Origin of the sequence: Pseudomonas sp. St386 (genome assembly GCF_018325865.1) — a bacterium.
Classification (GTDB): domain Bacteria; phylum Pseudomonadota; class Gammaproteobacteria; order Pseudomonadales; family Pseudomonadaceae; genus Aquipseudomonas; species Aquipseudomonas brassicacearum.
This window is the reverse complement of record NZ_AP021900.1, coordinates 2,927,819-2,944,767: the sequence shown is the minus strand read 5'-3', so window position 1 is coordinate 2,944,767 and position 16,949 is coordinate 2,927,819. Positions and strand designations below refer to the sequence as shown.

At 61.8% G+C, this 16,949-nt stretch carries 13 protein-coding genes and 1 pseudogene; 7 read left to right on the top strand and 7 right to left on the bottom strand.

What is annotated here, in order from left to right; genetic code table 11:
- The first annotated feature begins 45 nt into the window (after positions 1-45).
- Positions 46-752 (top strand): annotated as a pseudogene (locus KI235_RS13010) (FadR/GntR family transcriptional regulator).
- A gap of 111 nt (positions 753-863) precedes the next feature.
- Here KI235_RS13010 and uxuA read toward each other — a convergent pair.
- The 6 genes from uxuA to KI235_RS12980 form a co-directional block, all read right to left on the bottom strand.
- Positions 864-2,069 (bottom strand): mannonate dehydratase, encoded by a 1,206-nt coding sequence (gene uxuA, locus KI235_RS13005; RefSeq protein WP_003200863.1) that lies wholly within the window; start codon positions 2,067-2,069, stop codon positions 864-866.
- A 16-nt stretch (positions 2,070-2,085) separates the two neighbouring features.
- Entirely contained in the window at positions 2,086-3,543 is a 1,458-nt protein-coding gene (locus tag KI235_RS13000; RefSeq protein WP_013693056.1) for a mannitol dehydrogenase family protein, read from the bottom strand.
- Positions 3,544-3,560: 17 nt separating this feature from the next.
- Positions 3,561-4,853 (bottom strand): MFS transporter, encoded by a 1,293-nt coding sequence (locus tag KI235_RS12995; protein ID WP_003200859.1) that lies wholly within the window; start codon positions 4,851-4,853, stop codon positions 3,561-3,563.
- A 78-nt stretch (positions 4,854-4,931) separates the two neighbouring features.
- Entirely contained in the window at positions 4,932-5,963 is a 1,032-nt protein-coding gene (locus tag KI235_RS12990) for a Zn-dependent oxidoreductase (RefSeq protein WP_003200857.1), read from the bottom strand.
- Between the two features lie 54 nt (positions 5,964-6,017).
- Positions 6,018-7,229, bottom strand: coding sequence for a D-mannonate dehydratase ManD (gene manD / locus KI235_RS12985; RefSeq protein ID WP_003200855.1), 1,212 nt, complete (start codon positions 7,227-7,229; stop codon positions 6,018-6,020).
- Positions 7,230-7,233: 4 nt separating this feature from the next.
- Positions 7,234-8,235 carry a sugar kinase gene (locus KI235_RS12980; RefSeq protein ID WP_003200853.1) on the bottom strand — a complete coding sequence of 334 codons (1,002 nt, stop codon included), beginning with the start codon at positions 8,233-8,235 and terminating at the stop codon, positions 7,234-7,236.
- A 153-nt stretch (positions 8,236-8,388) separates the two neighbouring features.
- On the opposite strand from KI235_RS12980, the gene kdgR reads away from it, so the two are divergent.
- Positions 8,389-9,171 carry a DNA-binding transcriptional regulator KdgR gene (kdgR, locus tag KI235_RS12975; protein ID WP_003200849.1) on the top strand — a complete coding sequence of 261 codons (783 nt, stop codon included), beginning with the start codon at positions 8,389-8,391 and terminating at the stop codon, positions 9,169-9,171.
- Positions 9,172-9,437: 266 nt separating this feature from the next.
- On the opposite strand, the gene KI235_RS12970 is transcribed toward kdgR, so the two are convergent.
- The gene (locus KI235_RS12970; RefSeq protein ID WP_212795780.1) at positions 9,438-10,994 is read right to left on the bottom strand and encodes a carbohydrate porin; all 1,557 of its coding nucleotides are present in this window, start codon (positions 10,992-10,994) and stop codon (positions 9,438-9,440) included.
- Positions 10,995-11,164: 170 nt separating this feature from the next.
- Between KI235_RS12970 and KI235_RS12965 the strand changes: the two genes are divergently transcribed.
- From KI235_RS12965 to KI235_RS12945, 5 genes are read left to right on the top strand one after another with little or no spacing between them, the layout of a single operon-like run.
- Complete coding sequence (locus KI235_RS12965) at positions 11,165-12,439, top strand: ABC transporter substrate-binding protein (protein ID WP_212795779.1); 1,275 nt, start codon at positions 11,165-11,167, stop codon at positions 12,437-12,439.
- 21 nt (positions 12,440-12,460) lie between these two features.
- Positions 12,461-13,426, top strand: a complete 966-nt coding sequence (locus tag KI235_RS12960; RefSeq protein WP_038858891.1) for a sugar ABC transporter permease — start codon at positions 12,461-12,463, stop codon at positions 13,424-13,426.
- On the top strand, positions 13,423-14,265 hold the full coding sequence (locus KI235_RS12955; RefSeq protein WP_212795778.1) for a carbohydrate ABC transporter permease: 843 nt from the start codon (positions 13,423-13,425) through the stop codon (positions 14,263-14,265). Before KI235_RS12960 ends, KI235_RS12955 begins: the two co-directional genes overlap by 4 nt.
- A gap of 31 nt (positions 14,266-14,296) precedes the next feature.
- A complete protein-coding gene (gene ugpC, locus KI235_RS12950; RefSeq protein WP_003200839.1) occupies positions 14,297-15,442 on the top strand; it encodes a sn-glycerol-3-phosphate ABC transporter ATP-binding protein UgpC in 1,146 nt (381 codons plus the stop codon).
- Positions 15,439-16,941 carry a glycoside hydrolase family 32 protein gene (locus KI235_RS12945; RefSeq protein ID WP_212795777.1) on the top strand — a complete coding sequence of 501 codons (1,503 nt, stop codon included), beginning with the start codon at positions 15,439-15,441 and terminating at the stop codon, positions 16,939-16,941. Before ugpC ends, KI235_RS12945 begins: the two co-directional genes overlap by 4 nt.
- The last annotated feature ends 8 nt before the right edge of the window (positions 16,942-16,949 follow it).

The following is a 16,949-nucleotide window of genomic DNA, read 5'->3' as shown; positions in this document are numbered from 1 at the left end:
AGCGCCTATGGTAGCCTTTGCGGATTCTCCGATGGACGCCACCCCATGGTCTCACCGATCAACACCACCGAGCGAAAGCCGTACCAGAAAATCGCCGATCAACTGCGCAACTACATCGCCCAGGGGGATTTCAAAGCAGGCTCCAGGCTTCCCCCGAGCGTGACTTGACCCAACTGCTGGGGGTTTCCAGGCCGTCGCTGCGCGAGGCGCTGATTGCCTTGGAAATAGACGGCGACATCGAGATCAAGATGGGCTCCGGCGTGTACGTGCGCGCCAAGCCCAAGGACGGAAAAAACCCGAGCATGACCTTGGGCGAAAGCCCCTCGGAACTGATGCAGGCGCGTGCCTTGATCGAAGGTGAGTCGGTGATCCTGGCGTGTCTGCATGGCAAGAAAAGCGACTACCGCTATCTGCAGGAATGTATCGATGCCATGCGCGCAAGCATCGCCAATGGCCTGCCTCCGCTGGAGGATGACCGTCGCTTCCATCAGCGCCTGGCCAAGATGAGCGGCAACTCCGCCCTGGTCCGGATTATCACTGCGCTCTTTGATGAACGACACAACCCGATTTCGGCTCACCTGAGCAAACACTCGGAGAATGCCCTGACGTGGGAAGCTGCGGTCGTCGAGCATGAGGCGATCCTGCACGCCGTAGCCAACAAGGATGTGCTCGGCGCCCAAACCTCGATGCGCCAGCATCTGAGCCGTTCGGAGAACCGCTGGCTGCAAGCGCTGGAACCGGAAGGGGCTTGATCGTTCCCACGCTCCTGCGTGGGAATGCATCCCGTGACGCTCTGCGTCACACCCCGGAAGCGGAACGCGGAGCGTCCCTGGCGACATTCCCACGCAGGAGCGTGGGAACGATCAAAGATCGCAGGCTTCGCCAGTTCCTACAGAGCTCAGCTGTTGCCGCACAGCCAGCTCCACGCCGCGGATTTCCGCCAAGCCCTTGAGACGGCCGATCAGCGAGTAGCCGGGATTGCTTTTGCGCTGTTGATCGTCAAGCAATTGATGCCCATGGTCTGGCCGCAGCGGCAAGCGCGGGCCGCCTTCGCGCTCACGTCGGCGCTCTTCAGCCACCAGGGCGGCGATGACCCCGACCATGTCGACGTCACCATCCAGGTGATGGGCCTCATGGAAGCTGCGTGGGTCGGTTTCCCGGCGAGTTGAACGCAGGTGAGTGAAGTAGATGAACGGCGCAAAGTGCTTGGCCATCGCCACCAGGTCGTTGTCTTCACGCACACCATAGGAGCCGGTGCAGAACGTCAGGCCATTGGCCGGGCTAGGCGCCGCGTCCAGCAGCCATTGGGCGTCTTCGGCAGTGGACAAGATGCGTGGCAAACCGAGCAGCGCCCGGGGCGGGTCGTCCGGGTGGATCGCCATGCGCACACCCACCTCCTCCGCGACGGGGATCACCGCGCGCAGGAAATACCCCAGGTGTTCGCGCAACGTGGCCTCGTCGATGTCGGCGTAGGTACGCAGCAAGGCACGGAAGTTGTCCAGGCTGTAGTGCTCCTCGGCGCCGGGCAAGCCCGCGATCAAGGTGTTGACCAAGGTTTCACGCTGGGTAGGTGACAGTTGTTCGAAGTAGGCCTTGGCTTGCTGGATATCCTCGGCGCTGTATTCGGCCTGCGCAGCCGGGCGCTGGAGGATGAACAGGTCAAAAGCGGCGAATGCGGTTTGATCGAAACGCAATGCCCAGCCACCATCCGCCAGCTCATAGGCCAGGTCGGTACGGGTCCAGTCCAGCACCGGCATGAAGTTGTAGCAGACGATATCGATGCCGCAGCTCGCCAGGTTGCGCACGCTTTGCTGGTAGTTGGCGATGTATTCGTCGCGCCGCCCACAGCCGCGCTTGATGTCTTCGTGCACCGGAATGCTTTCCACCACCGACCAGCTCAAGCCGGCCGCTTCGATCATCTGCTTGCGCGCCGCGATGGCCTCCACTGGCCACACCTGGCCATTGGGGATTTCGTGCAGCGCGGTGACGATGCCGGTCGCACCGGTTTGGCGAACGTCCGCCAGGGAAATCGGGTCTTTGGGGCCAAACCAACGCCATGTCTGTTCCATGTTCTTCTCCTTGTTATCAGTTGAGTGCGGCAAGGGCGGGCAACAGGCTGTCCACACCATCGCGGACCAGGGTGCGATAGGCGCGGTGCACGGCATCGCGAAACTCTGCGCGAGCCGCCAGCTGCAGCGGGAAGACTTCATCCAGGTCGAGGAAAGCATTCACCCGCGATGCGCCCTCGAAGCGTCCCGCAAGATCGGCAAAGGTTGCGCTCAGCGGGTCGTCGATCACGTGCATCGACTGACCAGGCAACGGCTGCGTGCAGTAGTGAATCCAGGCCGCGATGCCCAGGGCGGTACAGTCGATGCTGCGCCCTTGGTCGAGCAATTGCTGCGCGCCGAGCAACCAGCGTTGCGGCAGTTTCTGCGAGCCGTCCATGGCGATCTGGCGCAAGCGATGTTGCAGGCTGTCGTTGGCAAAGCGCGCCCGCAGGTCGTGGGCATACACCGAAAGATCGATGCCGGCCGGCATGTCCAGGGTGGGTGCGGCTTCCTCGGCCATGTAACGCTCGAGGAAGCGCGCCAGCTTCACGTCGCTGACGGCGTCGAAGACCGACTCATGGCCGGCCAGCAGCCCTACGTAGGCCAGCAATGAATGGCTGCCATTGAGCATGCGCAGTTTCATGGTTTCAAACGGACGCACATCGTCGACCATCTGCACACCTTCCACTTCCCAGTCCGGGCGGCCGAGGGGAAAGTGATCCTCGATCACCCACTGGCTGAAACTTTCACAGACCACTGCCGCGCGGTCGTGGCAGTCCAGTTGTTGCTCCAGCCGACGGAAGGACTCGTCGTCCATGGCCGGCACGATGCGATCGACCATGCAGCTGGGAAACGCCACCTGTTGCTCGACCCACTGCGCCAGCGCCTCATCCTGCAACGCCGCCAAGGCGCTCACCGCCTGGCGGGTGCGCTGGCCGTTGTCGGGCATGTTGTCACAGCACAACACGGTGAAGGCCGGAATGCCTGCCGCGCGACGGCGACGCAAGGCCTCAAGGACAATGCCGGGGGCCGAGCGCGGCGTTTGTGGCTGCGCGATGTCATGGGCAATCGTCGGATCTTCGCGGCGCAACTGCCCGGAGGAAGGGCTCAGGCAGTAGCCTTTTTCGGTGACGGTGAGCGTGACGATCCGCGTTTGCGGCGCAGCCATGCGCTGCAGCAACTGCTCCAATTCATCACCGCCCTCGCCCACATACAAGGCCTGGCGCAACACTCCCATCTCGCGCAGGGTCACCTGCTCGCGGTCGCGGTACTCGGCCACATGGTAGCGGCCGTCCTGCTCGCGCAATTGCTCGACCAAGGTGCGATTGGAGCGCAGGTTGGCGCTGCATAATCCCCAGTCACTTTCGCCATGGCGATTGAGATGGCGTTGCAGGTAGACCGCCTGGTGCGCGCGGTGAAACGCGCCCAGGCCCAGGTGCACGATACCGATCTGCGCTGCAGTCCCGGTACAAGGTACACGTTTCACAACAGGCATCGACTCACTCCTTCTGTTCAGGGATGGCCCAGGGCCGAAGCGGGTTGCGAGCTTTGTGCCGCCGCGTTGCCGGTATCGGCCACCGACAGCGGTTTCACGTAGCGCGCCACACACACGGCACCGATCACGGTCAACAGCCCCGCCAGCAGGAATGCACTGGTGAACGAGCCGGTGAACTGCACCAGGAAGCCCGTCAGGGTCGGGCCGACAATGCCCGAGGTGTTAGCCAGGAAATGCATGAAACCGCTGACGCCGCCCACCCGCGCCGCCGGGACGGTGTCCTGGATGATCGCCCAGTAGATGGCACCGGTGAGGTACAGGAAGAACACCGCCAAGGCGACGAGGATGACCGCCGGATACAGGGTCTTGACCATCCCCGCACAGGCGATGCAAACGGCGCAGGCCAGCAGGCAGGTCACCAGCACCACCTTGCGGGAGAACATCATCTTTCCGGTTTTCTTGAACACAAAGTCGGAGATGAAACCGCCCAAGGCCAGGCCGAGGAAACCCAACACCCAGGGAATGACCGTGGCGATGCTCATGTCCTTGACGTTCAGGCCGTGGGCCATGGTCAGGTAGCTGGGGAACCAGGTCAGGAAGAAGAATAAGGTGTAGTTATAGGAAAAGAACGCCAGGGAGGTGAACAGCACCGTTGGCTGCTTGAGGTAGAAGCGCAGTGGGAACACCGGTTGTGCTGCCAACTCGCTTTGCCCCTCGGCCCGCAGAATCTCCTCGGCCCCCTCGCCTTCTGGCCTTTCCTTGACGAACTTGAACCACACCGCCGCCCAGACCAGGCCGATCACCATGATGATGATGAACGACATCTTCCAGCCGTAGGTGACGGCGATAAAGCCCACCACCGGACCGGAAATCGCCCCGCCCAGCGGCGTGCCGGACATCGAGGTGCCAATCGCCCGCGCCCGGCGCTTGGGGGTGTACCAGTTGTTGACCATCTTGCTGGTGGTGACGCTCAGCGGTCCTTCACCCATGCCGAACAGGATCCGGATAAGTACCAGCGAAGCGAAGCCCACCGTCAACACGGTGAGGCCGCTGAACAACGACCACAGGACCATGGCCAGCAGCAACGTGGTCTTGGCGCCGTAGCGGTCGGCGGCCCAGCCACCGATGAAGTTGAAGGCGGCATAACCGACGAAGAAACTACTGAAGATCATGCCCATCTCACCCGTACTCAGACCGTAGTCTTTCTGGATGAAAGGCGCCGCCACAGACAATGCCGACCGGTCGAGGTAATTGATGACCCCGGCCAGGAACAGCATGATGATGATTAAGCTACGTCCTTGACCAAACATGGTGGAACCTCCCGCTTGTTGTGTTTATTCGGTGAGGGTGCCCATGACAGGCACGATGAAACCGGTGGTACAGACAGCTCAGGGATGGGCGTTCGTCAGTTCCACCAGTATTTTTCGGGTTTGCTCGGGATGTTTTTCGATCAGGTCGATGGCGCCGGGCATTTCGTCGAAGCTGACGCGATGGCTGATCAGGTCCTGGACCTGCAACTTGCCACTGGCGATCAGTTCGATCACCCGCGGGAACTTGCGGTTATTGAGCCGCGAGCCCACCAGGGTCAGTTCCTTCTTGATCATTTCCAACTGCACCAGATCACTCGGCGTGGCATTGAACCCCAGCAACCCGATGCGCCCGGCCGGCGAAGCCAGGCGCACCATCTGCGGCATGAGTGCCGGAATGCAGGCGGCATCGACAATCAACGGCACACCTTCACCTTGAGTCAATTCACGCATCGTGGCCTCGACGTCGACTTGCTGGCCGTTGAGGGTCCGGCTGGCGCCCAGCGCCCGCGCCGTCTCCAGGCGGCTGTCGATGACATCGGTCACGGTGATGTCGGTCAATCCCAGCGCCCGGGCCATCTGCACCAGGGTCAGGCCGATCACCCCGGCACCGTAGATCAGCACGCTGTCGCCCGGATGAGGCTGCATCCGATCCAGCACGTTCAAGGCAATGGAGTAAGGCTCGACCAGGGCGCCGTGGCTGAGGGACATCGAATCGGGCAAGCGGTGTGCGTTCTCGGCCGGTACGCACACCTGCTCGCTGAAACCACCGTCACGATGCACGCCGATCACTTGCAGGCGGGTGCAGACATTCGGTCGGCCAATCCGGCAGGGATAACAGGTACCGCAACTGATCACCGGATCGACGCACACTCGGTCACCCACTTGCAGGTGTTCGACACCGTCGCCGACTTGCCGGACCACCCCGGAGAACTCATGGCCGGTGACACGGGGGAAACGCACGAATGCGTTCTGCCCATGAATGATGTGCATGTCCGAGCCACAGATGCCGGCATACGCCACATCGACCTGGACCTCGCCTCGGGCGAGCTGCGGTCGGTCGACCTCGGCCAACCCGAACTCGAAGGGTGCTCTTACCTGGAACGCTTTCATCGGGTCACTCCTGACGGGACATTCGCCCCGTTTGCTCAAAGGGTTAAAAGCGTTTCACCAATGCCACAGCGTGCCGTCTTCAAGACGGTTGACCGGCAGGCTGGCGCGCTTGTAGGGGTATTGGCGGGCAAGGTCTTCATCGATGTCGACGCCATGTCCCGGTGTTTCGCCCGGCGTGAAATGGCCGTCCTCGAAGCGATAGGCATGGGGGAAGACTTCATCGATGCGGTCTTCGTGAGGCATGTGTTCCTGGATGCCGAAGTTGGGCACCCAGGTATCGAAATGCAGGGCCGCGCCCATGCACACCGGTGACAGGTCGGTGGCGCCGTGAAAGCCGGTGCGCACCTGGAACAGAGCGGCGAAATCGGCAATACGCCGCACATGGGTAATGCCACCGGCATGCACCAGCGTCGTGCGGATGTAGTCGATCAATTGTTCCTGGATCAACTCGCGGCAGTCATGGATGGAGTTGAACACCTCGCCAACGGCCAACGGTGTGGTGGTGTGCTGGCGAATCAGGCGAAAGCTCTGCTGGTTTTCGGCCGGCGTGCAGTCTTCCAGCCAGAACAGGTTGTACGGTTCCACGGCCTTGCCCAGGCGCCCGGCTTCGATGGGCGTCAGGCGATGGTGCACGTCGTGGAGGATATGCAGGTCATCGCCAAAGCGTTCGCGCACGGCGGCGAACAACTTGGGGACGTAGTTGAGGTACTTGGCGGTGTCCCAGACGTGTTCGGCGGGCAGGTCGCTGTCGGCCGGCTCATAGCGCTCGCCACTGCGCTTGGCGACGCCGTAGGTGGTGGCAATGCCGGGCACACCGCATTGCACACGCACGGCTTTATAGCCCAGCTCGACGTGACGGGCGACTTCGTCCAGGCACCCTTCGATGTCCTTGCCGGTGGCATGCCCATAGACCATCACCCGCTCGCGGCTCTTGCCACCGAGCAACTGGTACAACGGCATGTTCGCGGCCTTGGCCTTGAGGTCCCAGAGCGCTACGTCGACGGCGGCAATGGCGGTCATGGTCACCGGCCCCCGGCGCCAGTACGCACCGCGATACAGGTACTGCCAGATGTCTTCGATGCGGTGGGCGTCGCGGCCGATCAGCGCGGGCAGCACGTGCTCCTCCAGATAAGCGACCACCGCCAGTTCGCGGCCATTCAACGTCGCATCGCCAATGCCGTAGAGGCCCTCGTCGGTGACGATTTTCAAGGTGACCAGGTTGCGACCCGGGCAGGTCACGATGACGCGCGCTTCAACAATTTTCATAAAGTCAGACCTGTGCAACAGAAGGGAGTGAGGACGTGCCCATGTTCGGCATCGCCGCTTGGGGAATCAGCGCACCTCGGTATTGGACGACCTGGGCAGCCAGGCGATGGCCCCAGCGGGCGGCCTGCTCTGGATCGCCGCCACGCAGGCGACAGGCCAGGTACGCGGCGTTGAACGAATCACCGGCAGCGGTGGTGTCGATGACATGGACGACGGTTTGCGCGGGTATTTCGAAACGCCCTGTCGGGCACTGGATCAAACAGCTGGCGGCGCCGCGCTTGAGGGCCACCTCGCGAACTCCCGCCTGGGCGTAGGCACTGAACAAGGCCTCCGTGTCGCGATAGCCGAACAGGGCCGCGTCATCTTCCCAAGTGACCAGGGCCAGGTCGGTCAGCTGCAACAGGTCGCGGTAGGCCTGCCGGGCCGTTTCAGGATCGGGCCAGAGGTGGGGACGGTAGTTGTTGTCGAAGACGATGCGCGTGCCGGCTCGGCGCGCCAGGTGCAAAGCCTGGATCAGGCGTTGGCGCCCTTCTGGCGTGAGGATCGCCAGGCTGATACCGCTCAAATAGACGTAGTCGTAATCAGCCAGCGCATCGAGCATGGCCTCTGCCTCGGGGCCCTCGAACATGCGCCGCGCCGCCGCTTCCCCACGCCAGTAGAGGAAACGCCGCTCGCCGTGGGGATCGGTCTGGATGAAATACAGCCCCGGCAGCGCGTCTTCGATCACGCGGACATGGGCATCACCGATCCCTTCGTCCAGCCAGGAGCGGCGCATGGCAACGCTGAACGCATCGCAGCCCACGGCCGTCACGTAGTCCACGGCCACTGCGCCACGCAGATTCAATCGCGCCAGGTAGACCGCGGTGTTGAGCGTATCGCCACCGAAGGTCTGCGTGATCGCGGCACCCGGTTCACCGCGCATCTCGATCATGCATTCCCCCACCAACGCCACCTTCATCGGGCGGGCGAAGCGGGTCTCTGGGCCATGGTTAAGCGTTACATCCATAATCAACGCGCCTTTCTTGTTTTTAAAACGGCGTTTCATTTTTATCTCAAGGCCCGAGTCTAGTCAGATTTGCCGCCTCGTCAAGCAAAAATGAAACAGCGTTTTGTTCTGCTTGCGTATATCCTTGGGTTTTACTTTCACGTTGGAGCCTTCATGGACAACAGCGTCATTCCAAACAACGATCTGGTGTCGGCGGTTGGCCGGACCATGGCCGTGCTCGAGGCACTGGCCGAGCATCCGGAAGAAAGCGGCGTCTCGGAAATCGCCAACAAGCTGGACATGTCCAAGGCCACGGTCTATCGCTTCCTGCAGTCGCTCAAGGCGCGTGGGTATGTGGTGCAGGACGCAGAGGATCGCTATCGCCTCAGCGTCCGGCTGTTTGAACTGGGGGCCCAGGCCCTGCCCCACCTGGACATCGTCCGGGAAGCGGAGCCGGGTATGCGGCGGATCAACGAGCTGACCGGCGAAACCGTCCACCTGGGGATTCTCGACGAAGGCAGCATCGTCTACGTGCACAAGATCGACTCCAAGTACAACCTGCGCATGTACTCGCGCATCGGCCGGCGGGCGCCGTTGTACTGCACCGGCATCGGCAAGGTGCTGATGGCCTGGCTTGAAGAAGAGGAGTTGCTGGCGCACTTGGCGCAGGAAAGCTTCGAGCGTCGCACGGCCAATACCTTGACCAGTGCCGAAGCGTATCTGCAGGAACTGGAGACCGTCCGCCAGCAAGGCTATGCCGAGGACCATGAAGAGTTCGAAGACAACATGCGTTGCCTGGCGGCACCGATCCGCGACCGTTTTGGCCATGTGATCGGCGGGATGAGCGTTTCATTTCCCTGCTTTCGCTTCAGGGAAGAGTTGAAGCAGGACTACGTCAAGCAACTGATGCAAGCCACCCAACAGATCTCAAGCCAGTTGGGCTGGCATGCGCGGTAATACCCATCAGTCAAGCAAAGCCCCTGTGGGAGCGAGCCTGCTCGCGAAGGCGTCGGCAGACCCAGCATCATTGCAAACTGATCCACCGCTTTCGCGAGCAGGCTCGCTCCCACAAGGGGGTGTGGCGTACGCAAGGTCTGTGAGCAACTCGGTAAAACTGTGGGAGCGAGCTTGCTCGCGAAGGTGTCGGCACACCCAACATCATTGCAGGCAGATCCACCGCTATCGCGAGCAAGCTCGCTCCCACAGGTTTCAACTGGCCGGCATCAGAACCAGGTTTCCATCTGGATGCCGTACTGCCAGACACCGCCGGCGTTGAAGTCAGTCTTGCCGAAGGAATCCGTGGTGCTGTACCTGTCCAGGTCCGACGACCAGTTCATCACGCTGGCGAACAGGCGTAGCTCAGGACGCGTGAGCAGATCGCCCAGGTCAGGCTTGAAGGTCGGGGCGACCGTGAACTTCCAGAAGTTGCCGTCGACCGCATTGCGTTGCAGGTAACCCTTGGGGTCCAGCTTCATGGTTTGCCAGCTCATCTCGTAGGCCATCTCGAAATTGCTGTTGATTTCATTGGCCAACCGCACGTTCAGGGTCATCCAACGGTAGTCGTCGCCCTTGACATAGCGGTCCTTGCTTTGTTCAGCCAGCAGGCTCGGGCCGATGCGCCAGCCGGACGCTATAGGGGTCTCGCCGTAGAGCGCCAGACGCAGGGCACGAGCATCATCGATCAGCTCGCCATCCGAGCCAACGTTCTTGACCTCAGCCCCCAGGCCCTGCCCATAGAGCAGCGCCGTCTTGAAGAAGCCTTCGCGGCCGAAAAAGTTTTTCTGGTGATTGGCGACCATGCTGTGCAAGCCGGAGTCGGCCGGCGTCAGCCCCGCCTCGTTGGTGCGGGTAGCAAAGTCGTTTTTCTTCGAGCCGATGGCGTTGAACATCCACTGCCACTGGCCACCGTCGAAAAACTGGTTGGACGTCAGGATGTAGCTTTCCACATCGGCATTGACGCCACCCTCGCTGAAATCCCCGTAGTTGCGACCGATCAATGAGTAGTTCGAGCGCCAGTCCTTGGTCATCTGTATATCGTAGATGCCGCCACCGGTGCCGGCCAGATAGACGACGTCAGAGTCCAGCCAGTGGATGTCGAAATTGTCCCGGTCGAAGCGCTTGCCGGCCCACAGGGTCGAGTTTTCGAACATCGAATTGCCCTTGAATGCCGCGAGGTGATCGAGTTCGGTAAACACCTGGCGCACGTTCAGGTTGCTTTCATCGGCGGTCCAGTCGTTGGAGCTCTCCACACCATCGGCGATGGACACCGTGAACTTGGAGTGGGTGCCGTTTTGCGCGTACTGCTCTTTCGACAGGTCGATGCGCATGTAGGTGTCGTCCTCGTTGCCGAGTCGCCCGACAGCGCCACCCACAGAACCGGCCGGAGTGGTGTACGGACCGCCACGACCACCGCCCAACCCATCATTGATCAGCAACCCGGAGCGAGCATAGCCCTTGAAGCTGAAGCCGTCGGTAAGGTGTGCGCCACTGCCCTGCTTCGCCGTGCTTTGCTGGCTGGCTTCGAGTTTTGCCAGGCGAGCATCGAGCGTGGGGACCGTAGCAGCGGACGCCACCGGTTGTGTGGCGGACGTGGCGAGTTTGAGTTGCTGCAATTCCCTGGCGAGTGCCTGGGTTTGCTGTTCGGCGGCGGCTGCGCGTTTTTCCGCTGCGCTGGCACGGGCCTCGAACGCGGCCATGCGCTCTTCCAGAGTCGCGGCCTGAGAAGTGGTCGCCGCGGCGCCGAGCACGCCTGCGAGTAGCCAGCTTGATGCTTTCTGCATGTGGATTTTCCCTGTTTTGTTTTTATTGTTCTGTTGCCGCGACCGGCCTTTTTCGCCCAGGTTCTGAATTGTCAAACCAAAGGAAAAAAAGGATGCCTCATCGCAAATACACTGCTACATTTGGCGATGTTAACGTTAACTTTTCTAAAAACAAAAATAAAGAGGGCTTTATGAAACAGCTCAAATCGATCCTTCCAGCGGCACTGCTCGGCCTGTGCGTCGGGTTTCCATCCCTCTCCACAGCCGCCAGCCTGACGATTTCCTGCGGTGCCGTGGGTGCTGAATTGCAACTGTGCAAAGAGGCCGTCGAGGCGTGGTCGAAGCAGACCGGCAACAGCGTCGAAGTGGTTTCCACGCCTAACTCGGCGACCGAGCGGTTGTCGTTCTACCAACAGATCCTCAGTGCGCAATCCAGCGACATCGACATCATCCAGATCGACATGGTGTGGCCGGGGATGCTTGCCAAGCACTTGATGGACCTGCGCGAGGTGCTTCCTGCCAACGCGACCCAAGGTTACTTCCAGGCCCAGGTGGACAACGCCACGGTGAACGGGCGCCTGGTGACCATGCCGTGGTTCACCGACTCGGGGCTGCTGTATTACCGCAAGGACCTGCTCGAGAAGTACAACAAGCCCGTGCCCCAGACCTGGGAAGAAATGACCACGACTGCCAGGGCTGTCCAGCAGGCCGAACGCGATGCCGGGAACGCCAATGCCTGGGGTTATGTATTCCAGGGGCGCGCCTACGAAGGCCTGACGTGTAACGCACTGGAGTGGATCAGCAGCCAGCCGCAAGGCGGGCTGGTCAACGCGCAAGGCGACATCGTGGTCAACAGCCAGGCCTCGAGGGCCGCATTGACCCTGGCCAAAAGCTGGGTGGGAGACATCTCCCCGCGTGGCGTACTCAATTACACCGAGGAAGAAGGACGCGGCGTCTTCCAGTCGGGCAATGCGTTGTTCATGCGTAACTGGCCTTATCTCTGGGCCCTGGTGCAAAGCCAGGACAGCGTCGTGAAGGACAAGGTCGGCGTCGCTCCCCTGCCCCGCGGCGGCGCGACGGGCACCCATGCGTCCACCCTCGGTGGCTGGGGCCTGGCGGTGTCGCGCTACAGCGCCAACCCCAAGCTCGCCGCAGAATTGGTGAGCTACCTGAGCAGCGCCCAACAGCAGAAACACCGCGCCCTGGTGGGTGCCTACAACCCGGTGATCGAGTCGCTCTACCAGGATCCCGAATTGCTCGCCGCCATGCCGTACTACAGCCAACTGCGCAGCATCCTCAATGATGGGGTCATGCGCCCTGCTTCAATCACCGCCGACCGCTATCCACGGGTCTCCAATGCGTTCTTCGATCAAGTGCACGGCGTGCTGGCGGACGAACGGCCGGTCGATCAGGCGCTGGCCGAACTGGAAAGCGAACTCACGCGCATCAAACGCCGGAACTGGTAAGCCACAAGGAAGGAAATCACCATGTCTGTCTCCACTACACTCGCCCCCGGCGACGACGAGTACCTGCTCACTCGGGAAACGCCGGTACAACGCCGTCGCGTTCGCGCCGCCTGGCTGTTCCTGAGCCCGATGTTGCTATGCCTGGCCCTGGTGGCGGCCTGGCCGCTGCTGCGCACATTCTGGTTCAGCCTGACCGACGCCAGCCTGGCCGACACGGGCGATGCAAGCTTTGTCGGCTTGAGCAATTATCTGTATCACAGCAGCGCCGGCTGGTCGGGCATCCTGGTCGATCCACAGTGGTGGAACGCGGTGCGCAACACCTTGCATTTCACCGTGGTGTCAGTGGGATTGGAAATCGTACTGGGGCTGATGGTGGCGTTGCTGCTGAACGTCAAGTTCACCGGACGCGCGCTGGTGCGGGCGTTGATCCTGATCCCCTGGGCGATCCCGACCATCGTCTCGGCGAAAATCTGGTCATGGATGCTCAACGACCAGTTCGGCATCATCAATCACCTGATGCTCGGCCTCGGCCTGATCGATGCGCCCCTGGCCTGGACAGCCGACGCGGACCTGTCGATGTGGGCAGTGATCATCGTCGACGTCTGGAAGACCGTGCCTTTCGTCACGCTGCTGATGCTGGCGGCCTTGCAGATGTTGCCCAGCGACTGCTACGAAGCCGCCAGGGTCGATGGCATTCACCCGGTGAAAGTGTTCTGGTGGGTCACCCTGCCGCTGTTGATGCCGGCATTGCTGGTGGCGGCGATCTTTCGCATCCTCGATTCCTTGCGGGTGTTCGACGTCATCTATGTGCTGACCTCGAACTCATCGAGCACCATGAGCATGTCGGTCTATGCCCGCCAGCACCTGGTGGAATTCCAGGACGTCGGTTACGGCAGCGCCGCTTCGACCTTGCTGTTCCTGGTCGTGGCGGTCATCGCCATGGCTTACCTGTACCTCGGACGCCGTCAACTGGAGGTTCGCTCATGAGCCCGCGCCTGCTGAAAAAAGCCCTGCTGCGCGCCGGGTTCTGGTGCCTGATCGGGATCTTGCTGCTGTATGCGGTCTTCCCGTTCTACTACGCCATCGTGACGTCGCTGAAGCCGTCCAGCGCATTGTTCCAGGTGAGCTACTGGATCGACAAACCCGACTTCTCCAACTATGCCGCCGTGCTGAGCCAGGCCTCGTTCCTGCGGGCCATCGGCAACTCGCTGGTGGTTGCGCTGAGCGTGGTCGCGCTGGCGTTGTTCCTCAGCCTGACCGCCGCCTATGCCCTGGGCCGCGTGAAGTTTCGCGGCCGCGGCGTGGTGTTGATGATGGTCCTGGGCGTCTCGATGTTTCCACAAGTCGCGGTGCTGTCGGGATTGTTCGAAGTGATACGTGCCCTGGGCCTGTACAACACGTCCTGGGCGTTGATCCTGAGCTACACGATTTTCACCCTGCCCTTCACCGTCTGGGTGCTGACCACCTTCATGGGCCAACTGCCTCATGAGCTGGAAGAGGCCGCGATCATGGACGGTGCGTCACCCTGGGTCACGCTGACCCGCGTGCTGTTGCCGCTGCTCTGGCCGGCACTGGTCACCACGGGGCTTTTGGCCTTCATCGCCGCCTGGAACGAGTTCCTGTTTGCCCTGACCTTCACCCTGACCGACTCGCAACGCACGGTCCCGGTCGCCATCGCGCTGATTTCCGGCGGCAGCCCACATGAACTGCCTTGGGGCTTGCTGATGGCGGCGTCGGTGCTGGTCACGGTCCCATTGGTGATTCTGGTGCTGGTCTTCCAGCGCCGCATCGTTTCCGGCCTCACTGCCGGCGCGTTAAAGGGTTGAGGCCCAACACAGACAAGAAAGGAACAGCATCGTGATCAAGTTGAAGCTGGACAACGTGAACAAACAATTGGGCGGCGCACGCATTCTTCGCGACGTCAGCCTGGAAATCTCGGCGGGTGAATTCGTGGTTTTCGTCGGCCCTTCGGGCTGCGGAAAGTCGACCTTGCTGCGGCTGATCGCCGGACTGGATTCGATCTGTGACGGCGACCTGCTGATCGACGGACGCCGGGTCAATGACCTGGAACCGCGCGAGCGTGGCGTCGGCATGGTGTTCCAGTCCTATGCGCTGTACCCGCACATGAGCGTCTACGACAACATCAGCTTTGGCCTCAAACTGGCCAAGACCGAAAAGACCAGCCTGCGCGAGCGAGTGCTCAAAACCGCGCAGATCCTGCAGTTGGACAAACTGCTGCAGCGCAAGCCACGGGAACTGTCGGGTGGACAGCGCCAGCGGGTGGCCATGGGCCGGGCCATGGCGCGGGAACCGGACATCCTGCTGTTCGACGAGCCGCTGTCCAACCTCGACGCCTCCTTGCGCGTGCAGATGCGCAACGAAATCGCCCGTCTGCATGGACGACTGGGCTCGACCATGATCTACGTGACCCACGACCAGGTTGAAGCGATGACCCTGGCCGACAAGATTGTCGTGCTCAATGGCGGCCGCATCGAGCAGGTCGGCTCGCCACGCGAACTCTATGAGCATCCGGCCAGCCGCTTTGTCGCCGGTTTCCTCGGTTCGCCCAAGATGAACTTTCTGCCGGCGCACCTGCACACCCCAGGTGAAACCAGCCAGATCGACAGCCCTTTATTGGGTATGACGCCCCTTCCCTTCGACAGCGCCCACCTGGCGGCGAACAGCCCATTGACCTTGGGGATTCGCCCGGAACACGTGTCGCTCAAAGCGGCGCAAGGCAGCGCCGGCATCGTCGTGGTCGGGGTCGAATACCTGGGCAGCGAAACCTACGTGCACCTGGAGTCAGGCGAGGATGAACCGTTGATCTGTCGCTGCGAAATCAACGCCGGATGGCGAGTGGGCGATCGGGTTGAACTGCAACTGGCGTTCGGCAGCGTGCATCTGTTCGACGCGGATGGCACGGCCTTGAGACGCCATCCTGCTGTTATTGAAGTCCTCCCGGAGGACGTCCCGCAGCGCTCGCCAAAAGCAGGCGCCCTATGACTGTGTCTGTGAATGCCATGAATGCACCCATGCCCTCCCCCCTTGAACATGCGCAGCAGGCGCTGAGTGAAGGTCAGTCTCGTCTCATCGACGATTATCGACCGGACTATCATCTGGCGCCTGTCGCGGGCTGGATGAACGACCCTAACGGCGTGGTGTTTTTCCGTGGCGAATATCACGTGTTCTACCAGCACCACCCTTTCGATGCCAAATGGGGGCCAATGTATTGGGGGCACGCCAAGAGCGCCGACCTGGTCCATTGGCAGCATCTGCCCCTTGCCCTGGCGCCAGGCGATGACTTCGACCGCCACGGCTGTTTTTCCGGTAGCGCGGTGGTGTGTGGCGACACCCTGGCGCTGATCTACACCGGGCACACCTGGCTGGGAGAAGTGGGTGACGAACGCTTTATCCGCCAGGTCCAGTGCCTGGCCACCAGTGACGACGGCATCCGGTTCGTCAAGCATGGCGCTGTCATCGAGAACGCGCCGCAAGAAACGATCATGCACTTTCGCGACCCCAAGGTCTGGCAGGAGGACGGCTATTGGTACCTGATTGCCGGCGCGCGCCTGGGCGACAAGCCGCTGCTGCCGCTGTACCGCTCCACCGACCTGCACACCTGGGAATTCCTCGACTACGTGTCCAGCGGCAATGAGGGCGATGGCTACATGTGGGAATGCCCGGACCTGTTTCGCCTCAACGGGCGCGACGTGCTGCTGTACTCCCCCCAGGGCATGCAACCCGAAGGTTACGAACGCCTCAACAAGTACCAGACCGGTTATCGCATTGGCCGACTCGACAGCGAATGGCACTTCACCGGCGGGCCGTTCATCGAACTGGATAACGGTCACGACTTCTATGCCGCGCAAACGTTGGAGGCCGCCGATGGTCGGCGCCTGGTGTGGGCTTGGCTGGATATGTGGGAAAGCCCGATGCCGAGCCAGGCTCATCACTGGTGCGGCATGCTCGGCTTGCCCCGCGAGCTTGAACTGCAGGGCGATCGCCTTGGCGTGTTTCCGGCACGGGAACTGACGGCGTTGCGCCAGGCGCCGCTGCCGAGCGTCGCACCGTGGGGCGAGTCGGGCAGCTGCTGGGTGCCGCAAGTGCAGGGCGACAGGCTGGAAATCCATGTGCATCTGGATCTGCTCGGCTGCACCGAAGGCCGCCTGGGCGTCGCCTTGCGCTGCAGTGCCGATGAGCAGGAACAAACCCTGCTTTATTACGACGCGTCACTGCAACGCCTGGTGCTCGATCGCAGCCACTCGGGTGCGCAAGTGAGTGGTCAGCGCAGCGTGTCGATCGAGTCGACGCAAACACAACTGCACCTGCGGGTATTTCTCGATCGCTCGTCCATCGAGGTGTTCGAGGAAAACGGCCGTTTCAGCTTCAGCAGCCGCCTCTACCCGCGGCCCGACAGCCTCGGGGTGAAGCTGTTGGCGAACGGGACTGGCGGGCGCGTCGCCATTCCCAAGGCCTGGCCGCTGGACTCGGGCTGGCTGTGAGTACCGTC